General features: G+C 69.0%; 16 protein-coding genes and 1 pseudogene. 9 read left to right on the forward strand and 8 right to left on the reverse strand.

The annotated features are described in order from the left end of the window. Window positions 1-180: 180 nt before the first annotated feature. Window positions 181-1,707, forward strand: a complete 1,527-nt coding sequence (locus ACFWVE_RS21890; protein WP_384016460.1) for a YibE/F family protein — start codon at window positions 181-183, stop codon at window positions 1,705-1,707. Window positions 1,708-1,883: 176 nt separating this feature from the next. On the opposite strand, the gene ACFWVE_RS21895 is transcribed toward ACFWVE_RS21890, so the two are convergent. The 4 genes from ACFWVE_RS21895 to ACFWVE_RS21910 all read right to left on the reverse strand — a co-directional run bounded on the left by ACFWVE_RS21895 (window position 1,884) and on the right by ACFWVE_RS21910 (window position 4,149). Then, window positions 1,884-2,318, reverse strand: a complete 435-nt coding sequence (locus ACFWVE_RS21895) for an SsgA family sporulation/cell division regulator (protein WP_384016403.1) — start codon at window positions 2,316-2,318, stop codon at window positions 1,884-1,886. 97 nt (window positions 2,319-2,415) lie between these two features. Beyond that, the gene (locus ACFWVE_RS21900; protein WP_384016463.1) at window positions 2,416-3,141 is read right to left on the reverse strand and encodes an IclR family transcriptional regulator C-terminal domain-containing protein; all 726 of its coding nucleotides are present in this window, start codon (window positions 3,139-3,141) and stop codon (window positions 2,416-2,418) included. A 302-nt stretch (window positions 3,142-3,443) separates the two neighbouring features. Then, on the reverse strand, window positions 3,444-3,656 hold the full coding sequence (locus ACFWVE_RS21905; protein WP_384016405.1) for a DUF5326 family protein: 213 nt from the start codon (window positions 3,654-3,656) through the stop codon (window positions 3,444-3,446). A gap of 175 nt (window positions 3,657-3,831) precedes the next feature. Next, entirely contained in the window at window positions 3,832-4,149 is a 318-nt protein-coding gene (locus ACFWVE_RS21910) for a cupin domain-containing protein (protein WP_384016466.1), read from the reverse strand. Between the two features lie 59 nt (window positions 4,150-4,208). On the opposite strand from ACFWVE_RS21910, the gene ACFWVE_RS21915 reads away from it, so the two are divergent. From ACFWVE_RS21915 to ACFWVE_RS21940, 6 genes and pseudogenes are all read left to right on the forward strand, one after another. Then, a complete protein-coding gene (locus ACFWVE_RS21915) occupies window positions 4,209-4,586 on the forward strand; it encodes a phage holin family protein (protein WP_384016407.1) in 378 nt (125 codons plus the stop codon). 5 nt (window positions 4,587-4,591) lie between these two features. Continuing rightward, the gene (locus ACFWVE_RS21920; RefSeq protein WP_384016408.1) at window positions 4,592-5,083 is read left to right on the forward strand and encodes a low molecular weight protein-tyrosine-phosphatase; all 492 of its coding nucleotides are present in this window, start codon (window positions 4,592-4,594) and stop codon (window positions 5,081-5,083) included. Continuing rightward, complete coding sequence (locus ACFWVE_RS21925) at window positions 5,080-6,252, forward strand: cystathionine gamma-lyase (protein ID WP_384016410.1); 1,173 nt, start codon at window positions 5,080-5,082, stop codon at window positions 6,250-6,252. The genes ACFWVE_RS21920 and ACFWVE_RS21925 overlap by 4 nt, the downstream gene beginning before the upstream one ends. Before the next feature lie 225 nt (window positions 6,253-6,477). Next, window positions 6,478-7,369 (forward strand): annotated as a pseudogene (locus ACFWVE_RS21930) (LysR family transcriptional regulator). Window positions 7,370-7,455: 86 nt separating this feature from the next. Next, window positions 7,456-7,938: an NUDIX domain-containing protein gene (locus tag ACFWVE_RS21935; protein ID WP_384016412.1), complete on the forward strand. Its 483-nt coding sequence runs from the start codon at window positions 7,456-7,458 to the stop codon at window positions 7,936-7,938. A gap of 153 nt (window positions 7,939-8,091) precedes the next feature. Next, complete coding sequence (locus tag ACFWVE_RS21940; RefSeq protein ID WP_384016414.1) at window positions 8,092-8,964, forward strand: GNAT family N-acetyltransferase; 873 nt, start codon at window positions 8,092-8,094, stop codon at window positions 8,962-8,964. Between the two features lie 82 nt (window positions 8,965-9,046). Here ACFWVE_RS21940 and ACFWVE_RS21945 read toward each other — a convergent pair whose 3' ends face one another. Together ACFWVE_RS21945 and ACFWVE_RS21950 are read right to left on the reverse strand one after the other, a co-directional pair. Continuing rightward, a complete protein-coding gene (locus ACFWVE_RS21945; RefSeq protein ID WP_384016415.1) occupies window positions 9,047-9,469 on the reverse strand; it encodes a heme-binding protein in 423 nt (140 codons plus the stop codon). Window positions 9,470-9,636: 167 nt separating this feature from the next. Further along, on the reverse strand, window positions 9,637-10,845 hold the full coding sequence (locus tag ACFWVE_RS21950; RefSeq protein WP_384016417.1) for an MFS transporter: 1,209 nt from the start codon (window positions 10,843-10,845) through the stop codon (window positions 9,637-9,639). 143 nt (window positions 10,846-10,988) lie between these two features. Here ACFWVE_RS21950 and ACFWVE_RS21955 point away from each other — a divergent pair, with 143 nt between their 5' ends. Beyond that, window positions 10,989-11,453 (forward strand): MarR family winged helix-turn-helix transcriptional regulator, encoded by a 465-nt coding sequence (locus ACFWVE_RS21955; protein ID WP_384016419.1) that lies wholly within the window; start codon window positions 10,989-10,991, stop codon window positions 11,451-11,453. A 45-nt stretch (window positions 11,454-11,498) separates the two neighbouring features. Continuing rightward, window positions 11,499-11,951, forward strand: coding sequence for a GNAT family N-acetyltransferase (locus ACFWVE_RS21960; RefSeq protein ID WP_384016421.1), 453 nt, complete (start codon window positions 11,499-11,501; stop codon window positions 11,949-11,951). Window positions 11,952-12,060: 109 nt separating this feature from the next. Here the strand turns inward: ACFWVE_RS21960 and ACFWVE_RS21965 are convergent, their stop codons facing one another. Beyond that, complete coding sequence (locus tag ACFWVE_RS21965; RefSeq protein WP_384016423.1) at window positions 12,061-13,446, reverse strand: serine hydrolase domain-containing protein; 1,386 nt, start codon at window positions 13,444-13,446, stop codon at window positions 12,061-12,063. Between the two features lie 91 nt (window positions 13,447-13,537). Continuing rightward, window positions 13,538-14,263 (reverse strand): methyltransferase domain-containing protein, encoded by a 726-nt coding sequence (locus ACFWVE_RS21970; protein WP_384016425.1) that lies wholly within the window; start codon window positions 14,261-14,263, stop codon window positions 13,538-13,540. Window positions 14,264-14,586 lie beyond the last annotated feature (323 nt).

The following is a 14,586-nucleotide window of genomic DNA, read 5'->3' on the forward strand; positions in this document are numbered from 1 at the left end:
CCGTACCCGCCGCCCGAACCACCCCGCGGCTCCGGCGCCCGAACCGGCGGCGACCGTGGCAGAGGGCCCGCGCCCGACAACGGCCTGAACCGTGGGGAGGACCAGGGAGACGGTCCCGGCTCCGGAGGCTGGTTCGGGCATGGACACGATCCCGGCGAGGCACCTGCGGCACAGAGCCACCTGCCCGGCCGGGTCCCGGCTCACGGGCCGAGGCAGGGCCGGGGAGGGCAAGGCCGAGCCCGCGGCCAGGATCACGGTCCGGGTCATGACCACAGACCGGACCCCGGTGGCGGGGGCCGCGGGCGTGGCCCGAACTCCGGTGACGGACCGAACTCGGGCGGTGGACACGGCGGTCCGCCTCCAGGCGACGGCGGGCACCAGCACAGTCCGGGCTCCGATGGCGGGAACGGCCACGGGCACAGTCACAGCCACGGCCCGGCCGCCCCTGTCTCGAAGCACCTGCGCAAGGTCATCGCGGCGGTCCTCATCCCGTTCGGCGCTGCGGTGCTGATCGGTCTCGCGGTGCTGTGGCCGGGTGGCGCACCCGGCCACGAACGCACCGGTGTCGGCTTCGACCGGCAGACGCAGCAGGCCACGGTCACCAAGGTGGACGAGGTGAGCTGTTCGTCCGTCAACGCGTCCGGAGGCGTCCCGACCGGCGACACCTCGACGGCCGAGGGATCCTCCGCGCAGCAGCAGGCGGACGGCACGTGCAAGAAGGCGACGATCAGGGTCGACACCGGCGACGATGTGGGCCGCACCTTCACCGAGATCGTGCAGCCGGACCAGTCACGGCAGCTGAGCGAAGGCCAGGAGGTCGTGGTCGCCTACGAGCCCTCCGCTCCGAGGGATCTCCAGTACTCGGTCGCCGATGTGAACCGGCGCGTGCCGCTGGCCCTGCTCGCCGGTATCTTCGCGGTCGCCGTCGTGGTCGTCGGACGGCTGCGCGGTGTGATGGCACTGGTCGCACTGGCGGTCAGCTTCCTGGTGCTGAACTTCTTCATCCTGCCCGCGATCCTGCAGGGATCGAACCCCTTGGCCGTGGCGGTGGTGGGGGCGAGCGCCATCATGCTGCAAGCCCTGTATCTCTGCCACGGACTGTCGGCACGCACCTCCGTGGCGGTGCTCGGCACCCTGATCTCGCTGCTGCTGATCGGCATTCTGGGCTCGGTCTTCATCAGCTGGGCAGCGCTGACCGGCGACACCGACGACAACACCGGGCTGATCCACGGCCTCTACCCCGACATCGACATGAGCGGTCTGCTGCTGGCCGGCATCATCATCGGATCACTCGGTGTGCTCGACGACGTGACGGTCACGCAGACGTCGGCCGTCTGGGAACTGCACGAGGCCAACCCGTCGATGGGCCGGCGCGGACTGTATCGCGCGGGCATCCGCATCGGCCGCGACCACATCGCGTCCGTCGTCAACACCCTGGTCCTCGCCTACGCGGGCGCCGCGCTGCCCTTGCTGCTGCTGTTCTCCATCGCACAGAGCAGTGTGGGGACGGTCGCCAACAGCGAGCTGGTGGCGCAGGAGATCGTGCGTACGCTGATCGGCTCGATCGGTCTGGTCGCCTCGGTGCCGGTCACCACGGCGCTGGCCGCCCTGGTGGTCTCGGCCGACCGTCCGACGGCTCAGGCGGCCGAGGAAGGCGTCCGGGCGGCTCCGGCACGCGGCGGGCGGGGCAGGCGCCGCAAGCACTGACCCGTTGCGCCGGACCGCACCGTCGGCTCGTGACCGTCCGCGGTCCCTCCCCCGGCGACCCGCCCTCCGACAGCCGGCCACCAGGGCGGCCCGGTCCCCGTTGCGGAAGCGTTCCTGCACGGTGCGGCGGAACGTGCTGGCTCGTTCCGCCACCGGCTACCCGGTGGCGGAACGCTTCACCCGGCGCCCTGCTCCGCCAGGATGCGGTCCAACGCATCGTCGAGATGGGCGTCGAAGTCGGCGAGCGCCCCTTCCTGGCCCAGCGGCACCAATTTGTCGGTGCGGTCGAGGAAGGCCACGAGCGGCGCCGTCGACGAGCGGAACAGCGCGTGGTCACCGCCGACCTGAAGCCGGATCAACACCTCGCCCAGGGCGTCGGGGTCGACCGGCGATACGCGTACGTCACCCTCGCCGCATGGTCTGCCCACGCCGTCGATCAGCAGCTCCCGGCCGAACGCCCAGGTCACCGGCGCGTCACCGGGAAGATGGAAGGTCAGCCGTACGGCGTAGGGATCACAGGTGTCGTAGCGGAGCTCCACCGGGATACGGAAGGACAGCTCCTCCGACACGAGAAAGCTCATCATGACCTCTGCCTGCACGGACTCGCGCATCGCCTACCCCGTCTTCGCTACGGACCGGCCGGGAATGGACCCCTGGCACTAGGTGAATCTTGCTCAACGTACACGGTAAATCACAAGGAGTAAGTTTTCAGATGCTGATAGAGAGCGCCAACGGCCCCAGCAGACGGCCCACTTCCGTCTGCAACTGCTGGGCGGCAGGGCGCAGCCGGTGGACCTGATGCACCGGCAGAGAGACGGCGACCGTCGCGGCCGTGGCACCGGCTGTGATGGGGACGGCCGCGCACACCGTGCCCAGCGCGTACTCCTGACGCGCGAACACCGGCTCCATGCGACGCGTCCGCTCCAGACGCCGGAGCAGGCTGTGCCCGTCGCGCACGGTGTACGGCGTGACAGGCTGCACGGGGTAGCGGTCGAGGTGGTCCCGGCGGGCGGCCTCGTCGAGCTGGGAGAGCAAGCACTGCCCGATGGCGTGCGCATGACCGGTCGCGCGGAAATCGGCCCGTTCCTGGACCGCGGGATGGCCCGGGGTGTCGGAGACGCACACCAGGTCGATCTCGCCCTCGTGGTACACCGCGTAGTAGACGGGAGCCCTGATCGCGTCACGCCAGCGCGCGAGCGCGTCGACAATCGTGCTGCGACGTTTCTGCGGGGCTCCGGTACTGGTCAGCCGCTCGGCCGCGTCGCCGAGGAAGAACAGCCCCTTGTCGCGGCGCAGATAGCCCTCGTGCACCAGGGTGCGCAGCAGGTGGTAGGCCGTGGGAAGCGCCAGCCCCGTCTCTCGGGCCAGCTGTTTGGCCGGGGCCCCGCACTCGTGCCCCGCGACGGACTCCAGCAGACGCATCGCGCGTTGCACCGAGCCGATGAGGGTCGCGGTGGGCGCCGGCTCGGACGCCGCCCGCGCACGGGGCTGGCAGGGAACGGCGGACAGATGTGCGGGGACAGTGGCAGCCGTGGCCAAGGGTCACTCCCGGAGCGAGGGGGCAGCCCGTGCGGGGGAACACGGGTGGGGGTGTACGCCGCTCGCGGGGATCGTCCCCGCATGGCTTTCCGGACTCTAACCGTCTGTCACCGCGGACAGACGGTCCGTCCGGGAAACTTCCCCCGCCCGAGGGAACCGGCGCCGGCTGTCACCGCTTCACCGGCTCCCCGTGGGGCTCACCAGTCGCCGCGTGACGTCGAACTCGACGTGAACTTCCGTACGACGTAGATGAGTCCGCCGACCAGGGCGACGAAGACCAGCACCTTGAAGAGCAGCCCGATCACGAAGCCGACCACGCTGGCTATCAGGCCGCCGAACACGACCAGGGCGATGACGGGCACCGCGATCCACTTCACCCACCACGGCAGTCCCATGTAGATCTCTCGCATCGCCTTCGTCCTTACCTGCTCCGCCCGTCTCGTACCGGGTCGCGTGAATGATGTCCTGCACTCGATGCTAGGGCGGCAGGAGCCCTGCCGGGGGCCTCGGATCCCTTGTCCGCCCCTGAGCGGTCCCCTAGGGAACCCCGAGACCGCAGCTCAGCTCTCGGCCGGAAACCGCAGCTCAGCTCTCGGGCGGAGAGAACACCACCAGGACCCTCAGGTCCTCACTGATGTGGTGGAACTTGTGCGCGACACCGGCCGGCACGTACACGATGCTGCCGCGGGCCACCTGCGTGGTCTCCATGCCGACGGTGATGGCCGCCCTGCCGCTGACGACGAAGTACACCTCGTCCTGGCCGTGCGGCTGCTGCGGATCCTGCCCGCCCGCGTCCAGGGCGTACAGGCCGACCGACATGTTCCGTTCCCGCAGGAACTGGAGGTAGGCGCCCTCGTTGGCGGCGCGTTCGGCCTCCAGTTCGTCCAGCCGGAATGCCTTCATAGCCTTGTCCGCCCCTGCCTCAATGCTCATGTCCGGTCCTGTCTGCCACGATCAGACACATGAAGAATTTCGTAGTCAAGACGATCGCCAACGCCGCGGCCCTCGCGGTCGCGGTGTGGCTGATCGACAAGATCACCCTGTCCGGCGACAGCACGGGCAAGGAGATCGGTACCCTCATACTCGTCGCGTTGATCTTCGGTGTGGTGAACTTCCTGGTCAAGCCACTCGTGCAGCTCCTCAGTCTCCCGCTGCTCATCCTGACGCTCGGGCTGTTCACGCTGGTGGTGAACGCCCTGATGCTGCTGCTCACCTCCTGGCTCGCCGACGTGGTCGACCTGAGCTTCCATGTGGAGGGCTTCTGGACGGCCGTGCTGGGCGGTCTGGTCATCTCGGTCGTCTCCTGGGCCCTCAACGTCGTCCTGCCCGACGGAGACTGAGCAGCATGGCCTACCGCGGCTGTCTCGTCTGCACCGGCAACATCTGCCGCTCCCCGATGGCCGAGTCCGTCTTCCGCGCGCGCATCGTCGAGGCGGGTCTCGACGGCGTGGTCGAGGCCGACAGCGCCGGCACCGACGGCCGTCACGCGGGCGACGGCGCCGATCCCCGGGCGGTGGCCGTCCTTGAGGAGAACGGTTACGCCGCCGACCACACCGCCCGGCGGTTCGACCCGTCCTGGTTCGCCCGCCTCGATCCGGTCGTCGCCCTCGACGCAAGCCATCCCAGGACCCTGCGCCGCCTGGCTCCCACCCAGCGGGACGCGGACAAGGTGCGCCTGCTGCGCTCGTACGACCCCGGAGCGGGCGACGATCTCGACGTGCCGGACCCTTACTACGGGGAGACGGACGGCTTCTACGCGTGTCTTGAGATGGTGGAGGCGGCGGGCACCGGGCTGCTCTCCTCGATACGTGAGCAAGCGGAAGGACAGGCGGCATGAACGATCCGACAAAGGACAGCGGCTACGGTGCGGACGCGGGGGAAACGTCTCCCGGTGACGGCACGCGCGCGGTGCGGGCCGGGCTGCCCGAGCCGGTCAAGCACGAGCCGACCTTGCCCGGTCCCGTCTTCGCCGCCCACTTCCACCTGCCCGGCGACCCCACCGGCCCCTACACCTACGGCAGGGACGAGAACCCGACCTGGACGCTGCTGGAGCGGGCCATCGGGGAACTGGAGGCACCGGGACAGGACGGCGTCGAAACCCTGGTGTTCCCCTCGGGCATGGCCGCGATCTCCTCGGTGCTCTTCTCCCAGCTCCGCGCCGGGGACGTTGCCGTCCTGCCGAACGACGGCTATCAGGCACTGCCTCTGGTACGCACCCAGCTGGAGGCGTACGGCATCGAGGTGCGCACCGCACCGACCGGCGGTGACGCCCAACTCGATCTCCTCGACGGCGCGAGGCTGCTGTGGATCGAGACTCCGTCCAACCCCGGGCTCGACGTGTGCGACGTGCGGCGGCTCGCCGAGGCGGCACACGCGCGCGGTGCGCTGGTCGCCGTCGACAACACCCTCGCGACACCGCTCGGCCAGCGCCCCCTGGAGCTCGGTGCCGACTTCACCGTGGCCAGCGGCACCAAGCAGCTCACCGGGCACGGCGACATCCTCCTGGGATACGTCGCCGGCCGCGACGCCGCGGCGATGACCTCGGTACGCCGCTGGCGCAAGATCGCCGGTGCTATTACCGGGCCCATGGAGGCCTGGCTCGCACACCGTTCGATCGCCACGCTCCAGTTGCGGGTCGACCGGCAGAACGCCACGGCGCTGACGCTGGCCCAGGCTCTGCGGGAACGGCCCGAGGTGACAGGGCTGCGCTATCCGGGGCTGCCGGACGACCCCTCGCACAAGATCGCCTCACAGCAGATGCGACGCTACGGATGTGTGGTGTCCTTCACGTTGCCCTCACGCGCGCGTGCGGACCGGTTCCTCGACGCCCTGCGGCTCGTGGACGACGCGACGAGCTTCGGCGGTGTCCGGTCCACGGCCGAACGACGGGGTCGTTGGGGCGGGGACGCGGTGCCGGAGGGCTTCGTCCGCTTGTCCGTCGGTGCCGAGGACCCTGCCGATCTGGTGGCGGACGTGCTGCGCGCACTCGACGAGTCAGCCGGCTGACCAGTCCGTCCGGGCGAGGCACCAGGAACCCGGTGCCGGACGACGGACGGTCCGAGTCTCCCCCCTCATGGCTCGGACCGTCCCGGTTCTGCGCGCACGAAGAACCGCGCGACCAAGGCTAGTTGACTTTACGTCAGCGTCCAATCACTGTAGCGACAGCGACCTATCGACATATTTATAGTTACACCGGAGCGGCAGCGGGGCCGGCAAACGGGAGGGTGTGCTGTGGATCTGGCTTTGCTGCGGACCTTCGTGACTGTGCACCGAGCCGGGTCCTTCACCCGTGCCGCCGCCCTGCTCGGCCTCTCCCAACCGGCCGTGACCTCACAGATCCGGACCCTGGGGCGGCCGTTGTTCCTGCGGCAGGCCCGGGGCGTGACACCCACGACCATCGGGGACGAGCTCGCCCACAAGGCCGCCCCCATCTCGACGCCCTGGTGGAGATCACCGAAACCGGGCTCGACGAGGACTCCTCCTCGCGGACGCTGCACCTGGCGGGCCCCTGGAGTTCACGTCCGAGCGGGCAGTGCCCGTGCTTACCGCGCTGCCCCGCAGGAACGGCCAGAGCCTTGCCCTGCGCGCTTCCTTCGGAACCGCCGAGGAGACGCTGGAAGGGCTGGCCGCCGGGCGGCACGATCTGGCCATCAGTACGGTCCGGCCACGCGGTGCACTGCTCTCGGCGACTCCGCTCTGCGACGAGGAACACGTCCTCGTCGCCGCGCCCCGCTGGACCGAATGGTTCGACTCCGGCAGGGTTCACCCCACGGGGGTATCCGCTCTGGAACAGATCTCGGTGATCGAGGTGCATGAGTCGCTCCCCCTCGTCTCCCGTTACTGGGCCGCTGTCTTCGACTTCCGGCCTGTCACCGCAGGCGCTGTCGTCGTCCCGGATCTACGCGCGGTGCTGGCCTGCGCCGTCGCGGGGGCCGGGCTGGCCGTGCTGCCCAGGTATCTGTGCACGGCCGCACTCGGACGAGGGGAAGTGACCGCCCTGCACGAACCCGCGGTGCCGCCGTTGCGTACGTACTTCCTGGTGGTCCGGAACGGCACCCTGGCCATGCCACATGTCGCACGCGCCCATGAGGCACTGCAGCAGGCGGCCACCGACTGGTGCTGACCTTCGACCGTGCGGCCCGCGCCGGAAATCCGACCGGTGATGTGTCGTGATGTTTCACGTGGAACAAGCTGGGCCAGATTTCCTCCATGACCGTCCGACCCGTGGTCAAGCGCACCGCTCGAGCCGTTCTGCTGGACGACGACCACCTGATCCTGATCAAGCGCACCAAGCCCGGCGTGGATTCCTACTGGGTCACCCCGGGTGGTGGTGTAGAGCCGGAGGACTCGACCGTCGTCGACGCCCTCCACCGAGAGGTGTACGAGGAACTCGGCGCCAAGATCAGTAATGTGGTGCCCTGTTTCGTCGACACGGTGGAACACATCGGCGCGGACGAGAGCGCCACCGGCGTGAAGGTGCAGCACTTCTTCGTCTGCCACCTCGATTCCATGGACCCGTCGTTGCGGCACGGCCCAGAGGTCGACGAGCCCGCCGGCGAGTACCAGATCGTCCGCGTGCCGTTCACTCGCGTGGGCATCGCTTCCGTCCACCTCGTCCCCCTGTCGCTGCGGCACTACCTGGACGGCAACATCGAGGGTGTGCGCGCCCTGCACGCTCCCGACCTGGGGTGACCCACCTGGAAAATTCATCGGTTTCGAGCGTTTCACGTGAAACATTCCCTGCTGGCGACCGCGTTCCGCGCCGGTCTCGGTGTGACCGAAAGGTCGCATCAATCTTCGGAAACAAGTGGACGCCGACAGTCGACGTCGGACAGCCTGACCTGCGTGCCGACACCTCCCCCTGTTTCTCTGCCCATCCGCCGCCTGACACTCCGCGATCTTTCGGCCTGCGCCGACTTGTCCGAGGACCGGGGGTGGCCACGCGAAGAGCACAAGTGGGGATTCCTCCTCTCCGCCGGGAAGGGCTACGGCATCGACGACCCCTACGGCGGACTGGTCTCCGCCTGCGTCGTCACCGAGTACGGACCCCAGGAGCAGCCCACGCTCGGCGCCATCGGCATGGTTCTGGTCGCGGAACGGCATGCCCGGCAGGGCGTCGGACGCCGTCTGATGCGCCACGTGGTCTCGGCGATGGGCTCCACGCCGCTGACACTGCACGCGACGTCCTACGGCCTCCCGCTCTACGAGGAGCTCGGTTTCAAGGTCACCGGCCGGGCGGAGATGCTCCGCGGGCGCTTCGTCCCGGGTGCGGGCGAACCGGTGGCCGGGGTCTCCACCCGAGCCGCGACCGCCAGGGACCTGCCCACCCTCCTCCGGCTCGACGAGGGCGTGTTCGGGGCGGACCGCACACACATCGTCGCCCGGCTGCCCGCATTCGCCGACCAGTTGCGCGTGGCCGAGGAGAACGGCCGGATCGTCGGCTACGCCGCTGCGTGGCCCAACATGGACACTCATGTCGTGGGCCCCCTGATCGCCCGCGACACTCCCACGGCCAAGGCGCTCATCACCTCGCTCGCCGCCCACACCGACCGGCCGCTGCGCACCGACATCGACGTGCGGCACGAAGAGCTGCTTGCCTGGGCGAAGGACCGCGGTCTGGCGTCCATCGCCTTCAACGCGGTGATGACGTACGGGAGCACGGAACTGCCCGGCGACTGGACCAGACGGTTCGCCCCTGTGACAGTCGCGGCCGGCTGACGCCCTCCGGACACGACGACGCCGGTTCCCGTGGGTGCCTGGAACCGGCGTAGAACCGGCGTACGTGCCTGAGGTCCGCCGTTCAGACGAGGGCGTCCACGGCGGCCGTGGCGAAGGAGTGATCCTGCTCCGGCGCGCCGCCGCCGACGCCGATCGCGCCGATCGGACGGCCGCCGCGCTGGATGGGCACGCCCCCGGCGATGAACAGCAACGGCCGGTCCAGTGCGGTGGGCAGGGTGTGGAAGGGCTCTCCGGGCTGTACGGCCTCGACGAGGTGTGCGGTGGGCGCGTTCAGTTGAAGAGCGGTGTACGCCTTGCGGGTGCTGGTCTCGCCGGAGATCAGCACGGCGCGGTCGTCCCTCCGGAAGGCGAGCAGATGCCCGCCCGCGTCCAGGACGGTCACACCGACCGTGGCCCCGGCGGCCTCGGCGGCCTGGTGTGCGGCCATGACGAGGGCTTCGGCGTCGGCGGTGGTGAGCGGGGTGACAACGGTGCTGGTGTCCATGAACAGGTGCTCCTCGGTGTGCGGTGTGTATCGGTGATGCCGCTCGAAGCGGTGAGGTCCGTGAGGGAAGTACTGCTGAGGGTGAAGGCGATACCGACTGTGGCGGCGAAGGGGTCCGCCGGAGGGTACGGAGGCGACCTTGGCCTCTGTGCCCTCAGGGGTTCCGGTCAGTGGGGAGCCGCGGTCTGCCGCTCGGCAGGCACTTGGCCGACTGTCACAGTGCCCAAGGCCTCGCCGCGACGGTCGAGGGCGGCGGAGACGAAGGCCAGCACCAGGGCGCTCGCGGCAAGAACGGCACCGACCCAGTTGGGCGCGGTGTAACCGAGGCCGGCCGCGATCACCAGGCCACCGAGCCAAGCGGACAGGGCGTTGCCGAGGTTGAAGGCGCCTATGTTCACGGCAGAGGCCAGCGTGGGAGCACCGTGGGCCTGGTCGAGAACACGCTTCTGCAGAGGCGGAACGGTGGCGAAGCCCAGACCGCCGATCAGGACGATCGTGACGGCCGCCAGGACCTTGTGGTGCGCGGTCAGGGTGAAGAGCGCGAGGACGACGGCGAGAGCGCCCAGGGACACGTACAGCAAGGGCATCAGGGCGCGGTCCGCGTACCTGCCGCCGACGAGGTTGCCCCCGACCATGCCGAGGCCGAAGAGGACCAGCAGCCAGGTGACCGATCCGTCCGCGAAGCCGGCGACCTGCGTCATCATCGGCGCGATGTAGGTGATGGCCGCGAAGACACCGCCGAATCCGAGGACGGTCATCGCCATGGCGAGCAGTACCTGGACGTTCTTGAAGGCAGCCAGTTCGTGACGCAGCCGTACGCCCTCGGGCACGGGAAGGTCGGGAACGAGCCCGGCGATGCCGGCCAGTCCGATGACACCGAGCGCGGCGACGAGCCCGAACGTGATGCGCCAGCCGACCGACTGGCCGATGAGGGTACCCAGGGGGACACCGACGACATTGGCCACGGTCAGTCCGGTGAACATCAGGGCGATGGCTCCGGCTTTCTTGTCCGGGGCGACCAGACCGGCCGCGACCACCGAGCCGATCCCGAAGAAGGCGCCGTGAGCGAGCGAAGCGATCACCCGCCCGAGCAGCATGACGCCGAAGACCGGGGCCAGGGCCGACAGCAGGTTCCCGGCGATGAACAGTCCCATCAGCAGCATCAGCATCCGCTTGCGGGAGATCTTGGTGCCGAGCACGGTCATCAGCGGGGCGCCGAGCACGACGCCCAGGGCGTAGCCGGTCACCAGATGACCGGCTGTAGGGAGGGAGACCCCAAAGTCGCCGGCGACCTCGGGCAGCAAGCCCATGATCACGAACTCGGTCGTTCCGATCCCGAAGGCCCCGATCGCGAGGGCCAGAAGCGCGAGAGGCATGAGGAGACAGCCCTTCCCAAACGATTGCAGAATCACTTTGCGCGCTAAGACAATAATTGCAAGCGCGGGGTAAGTGCAAGCGCGGTCTATTTCGGTCCTGCTCTACCCTGGTTCCAGCAGCTCCTGGACGGAGGGAAACGTCAATGACAGCCACGGACCCCGTACTCACCTCCCTTGCGCAGGGCTGGTGCGCGCTCTCCCTGCTGCACGGGAGAATCGAGGCCCACATCGAGCGGGCCCTCCAGGCCCGGCACGATCTGAGCGTGCGGGAGTACTCCCTGCTCGACGTGCTGAGCCGACAGCACGACGGCGACGGGGGACATCTCCAGATGAAACAGGTCGCAGACGCGGTCGTACTCAGCCAGAGCGCCACCACTCGCCTGGTCACCCGGCTCGAGGACCGTGGCCTGCTGGAGCGCTACCTCTGCCCTACGGACCGGCGTGGCATCTACACCAACGTCACACCCGCCGGCCTCGCTCTTCTCGAGGAGGCGCGGCCGACCAACGACTCCGCACTGCGCGAGGCACTCGACGTGGCGGCGGAGAACCCCGACCTGGCCCCGCTGGTCCGCACAGTGGAGACACTGAAGGCGTCCGTACCGGCATGAGCCGGCCGCATCGGAACGTGCCCACTGTGTACGTAAGGTGCCGCCATGGGAGATCTTGAGATACGCGCCGCGGCCGCCGACGACATCCCCGCGATCGTCGGCATGCTCGCGGACGACGCACTGGGGGCGCAGCGCGAGTCTCCGGACGACCTCACTCCGTACCTGGCCGCACTGGAGCAACTCAGCGCCGATCCGAACCAGCACGCGGTCGTCGCAGTCCGCAAGAACCGTGTGGTCGGCACACTCCAGCTCACGATCGTTCCCGGGTTGTCCCGGCGCGGCTCCACAAGATCGATCATCGAAGGCGTCCGCGTTCACGCCGACGAGCGCGGCAGCGGCCTGGGAACCCGGCTCATCGAGTGGGCCATCGACGAATCCCGCCGCCGGGGGTGCCGATTGGTGCAGCTGACCTCCGACAACACCCGTACCGATGCCCACCGCTTCTACGAACGGCTCGGCTTCTCGGCTTCCCACCTGGGTTTCAAGCTGGCGCTGTAAGGACGATCCGTGGTGGCTGTTTCACGTGAAACAGCCCCAGGCCCCCACCCCCAGAGGCCCCTAATCCCTCCGAACCCCCTGAGACAGGCCGGATGGGCGGGGATCGGCCCTAGCCGATCCCCTGCCATCCCTCAGGGTCCACTCCGCCCGGCACAGAAGCCCCCTCCTCGTACGGCTGACGGCTGAACACAAAGGATCCGAGGTCCAGATGGCTCACCGATCCGTCCGGCCTCCGTACGGGCTCCAGAAGCTCTCCGGCGTAGTAGCCCTCCAGTCCGGTCCAGGTTCCGTCGCCGTTCGAGTGGAAGCGGGCACGACGGCCCGCACCGGACAGCGGCTCCAACGACAGCAGCCCGTCGACCGGCAGCCGCAGAGCGAAGCCCTGCGTTCCCCAGTACCACTGACCCACCAGCGCCAGCATCGTGGAATCAACCTCCCGCAACGGCCGCCAGGGAGCGGGGATACGCGGTTCCGCCTCGGCGACGATCCGGACGAGATCGGCGGCGACCGGGAACAGCAGCGGCCCCGACGTGCAGTTGGCCAGGACCACCGCAGCCACATCGTCCTCCACGCCGATCACCAGACAGGCGAGGAAGCCCGGCAGGGATCCGGTGTGCCCGACGAGAGCCCGCCCGCCCCGATGACGCAACTCCAGACCCAGGCCGTAGGCATAACCGCTCGCCACGTCCGTCGCCTCCGCCGGCGCCGCGGGCCTCCTCATCTCCCGCAGTGACTCGACACTCAGCACGCGTTCGTCCCCGTTGGCCAGGAAGGCCGCGAAGCGCGCCAAGTCACCTGTGGTGGACCAGAGTTGTCCCGCCGGCGCCATCCTCCCGAGGTCCTCGGCCGGCTCGCGCAGCATCACGTCGGCCCACGGATGCACGGCCCACCCACCCGCATGCGGCGCCTGCGGACGTACACCCGTCCGGTGCAGACTCAAGGGCTCGAGCACGTCACGCCGGAGTACCTCCTCCCACGAGGCACCGCGCAGCTTCTCCACGAGCGCGCCGAGCAGCGCGTATCCGGGGTTCGAGTAGTGGAACCGTCGGCCGACCGGATGCACCCGGGGCCGCTCGCCCAGGACATCGGCCAGGTCGGGCCGCAGTGAGCCGGGAGTGCGCTCCCACCAGGGACCCGGCGTCTCGGCCGCCAGACCGCCCGAGTGCGAGAGCAGTTCGGCAAGGGTCGCCTCCCCCACGCCCGTACCCGGCAGATGCTTCTCCAGCGGGTCCCCGAGGTCGATCACTTCGTCGTCTCGCAGCTGGAGAACGAGAACGGCGGTGAACGTCTTGGTGATGGAGCCGATCCGGTACTGCACGTCCTCGTCCGGCGCATGTCCCTCCACCGATGTCCGCGCCCCTGTCCACACGGCCTCACCGCTCCGTACCACGGTCGCGACGAGCGACGGAGCACGCTCCTCCGCCTGGGCGACGGCGATCCGGTGCAGCAATGCCCGGCGCGTGCCGGCCAGCAATTCTTCCTGATGTGTCGTCATGCCCCCAGTTCATCAGGTGCGGGTTCCGCCCGAACGAAGCCGAGAGCCGGGGCGCCGGAGCCTCCGTCACCGCATCCTTCCTTCATGCTCGTCAGCGGGAGCAGATCACGCTGACGAGCATGAAGGAAGCGAAGAAGGTCCCCTCGGAAAGAGAGGCGAACCAGCGACGGCCACGTTCTTCGCCGATGTGGCCGTCCTGAATGGCCTGTTGCATGTTGCGGCCCAGTCCCAGAGTGTGGTCCGCGTCCTGGAAGTCGAGGAAGACCGGTGTCGTGGCGATCACCGTCTCAACGGTGAAGCCGGCTTGCTCGGCGTAGCGGGCGAGTCCGCGGCCGATGGTGGCGTGACGGACCACTTCCGAGGTGGTGTAGCGCGTGAAGGCGCGGCTTGTGCCGATATCCTCCGCGTCGACGATCAACGTGTCCCAATCGGGTTCGACGAGACCGATGCGCGCACCTGACCGGGTGACCAGGTGGAGCTGTGCCAGGACATCGGCGGGCTCGGCGACATGCATGAGAACCCGATCGATCTTGGCCCGGTCCACCGCCCCCGGCGCGACGGGCAGGCAGTGGGCGTCCCCCTCCCGGATCTCCACTGTCGACAGGTCACTCGTGCGCCGGCGCGCCTCGGTGATCATGGCCGGATCACGGTCGACTCCGATCACCGTGCCGCTGCCGCCCACGCGTTCGGCCAGTTCCGGCAGGTCGGCGCCCGGGCCGCAGCCCACGTCGAGCGCCGTCTGCCCCGCCCGGACGTCCAGCCGGTCCACCAGCTCCCGCTTGTAGCCGCGGCCGGCGCCGGTTGCCGCTCGCAGCATGTAGTCAGCCTGATCAGGTCGGGGCACACCGAGAGTCGTTGACATACGGGAGAGTCAAACACCGCGGCCGACAGCCGTGCCATCCCTTGGCGTTCGGCAGCAAGGGTGTAGGGTCCCGCCGCCGATGACATGTCGATCTTCTGTGACCTGCTGGTTCTCTGTTGTCTCACCGCGATGTCACCCAAGATCAGTCTCAGATCGATGCCATTTCCTCGGCGGAACGATGAGTCTGCGGCTGAGCCACCGAGCACGAGGACTACATGTGAGCTCAGATCGCGCACCGATGAGTCTCCCGCGCCGCGCCGGTCTGTACGCGTGAGACC

It is taken from the genome of Streptomyces sp. NPDC058632 (genome assembly GCF_042717095.1).
Classification (GTDB): domain Bacteria; phylum Actinomycetota; class Actinomycetes; order Streptomycetales; family Streptomycetaceae; genus Streptomyces.

Excerpts from the sequence above, each read along its gene's own strand:
- ACFWVE_RS21945 (WP_384016415.1), bottom strand. The coding sequence starts at position 9,469 with ATGGACACCAGCACCGTTGTCACCCCGCTCACCACCGCCGACGCCGAA.
- ACFWVE_RS21905 (WP_384016405.1), bottom strand. The coding sequence starts at position 3,656 with ATGCGAGAGATCTACATGGGACTGCCGTGGTGGGTGAAGTGGATCGCG.
- ACFWVE_RS21915 (WP_384016407.1), top strand. The coding sequence starts at position 4,209 with ATGAAGAATTTCGTAGTCAAGACGATCGCCAACGCCGCGGCCCTCGCG.
- ACFWVE_RS21925 (WP_384016410.1), top strand. The coding sequence starts at position 5,080 with ATGAACGATCCGACAAAGGACAGCGGCTACGGTGCGGACGCGGGGGAA.
- ACFWVE_RS21970 (WP_384016425.1), bottom strand. The coding sequence starts at position 14,263 with ATGCTGCGAGCGGCAACCGGCGCCGGCCGCGGCTACAAGCGGGAGCTG.
- ACFWVE_RS21960 (WP_384016421.1), top strand. The coding sequence starts at position 11,499 with ATGGGAGATCTTGAGATACGCGCCGCGGCCGCCGACGACATCCCCGCG.
- ACFWVE_RS21910 (WP_384016466.1), bottom strand. The coding sequence starts at position 4,149 with ATGAAGGCATTCCGGCTGGACGAACTGGAGGCCGAACGCGCCGCCAAC.
- ACFWVE_RS21935 (WP_384016412.1), top strand. The coding sequence starts at position 7,456 with ATGACCGTCCGACCCGTGGTCAAGCGCACCGCTCGAGCCGTTCTGCTG.
- ACFWVE_RS21950 (WP_384016417.1), bottom strand. The coding sequence starts at position 10,845 with ATGCCTCTCGCGCTTCTGGCCCTCGCGATCGGGGCCTTCGGGATCGGA.
- ACFWVE_RS21920 (WP_384016408.1), top strand. The coding sequence starts at position 4,592 with ATGGCCTACCGCGGCTGTCTCGTCTGCACCGGCAACATCTGCCGCTCC.
- ACFWVE_RS21955 (WP_384016419.1), top strand. The coding sequence starts at position 10,989 with ATGACAGCCACGGACCCCGTACTCACCTCCCTTGCGCAGGGCTGGTGC.
- ACFWVE_RS21965 (WP_384016423.1), bottom strand. The coding sequence starts at position 13,446 with ATGACGACACATCAGGAAGAATTGCTGGCCGGCACGCGCCGGGCATTG.
- ACFWVE_RS21895 (WP_384016403.1), bottom strand. The coding sequence starts at position 2,318 with ATGCGCGAGTCCGTGCAGGCAGAGGTCATGATGAGCTTTCTCGTGTCG.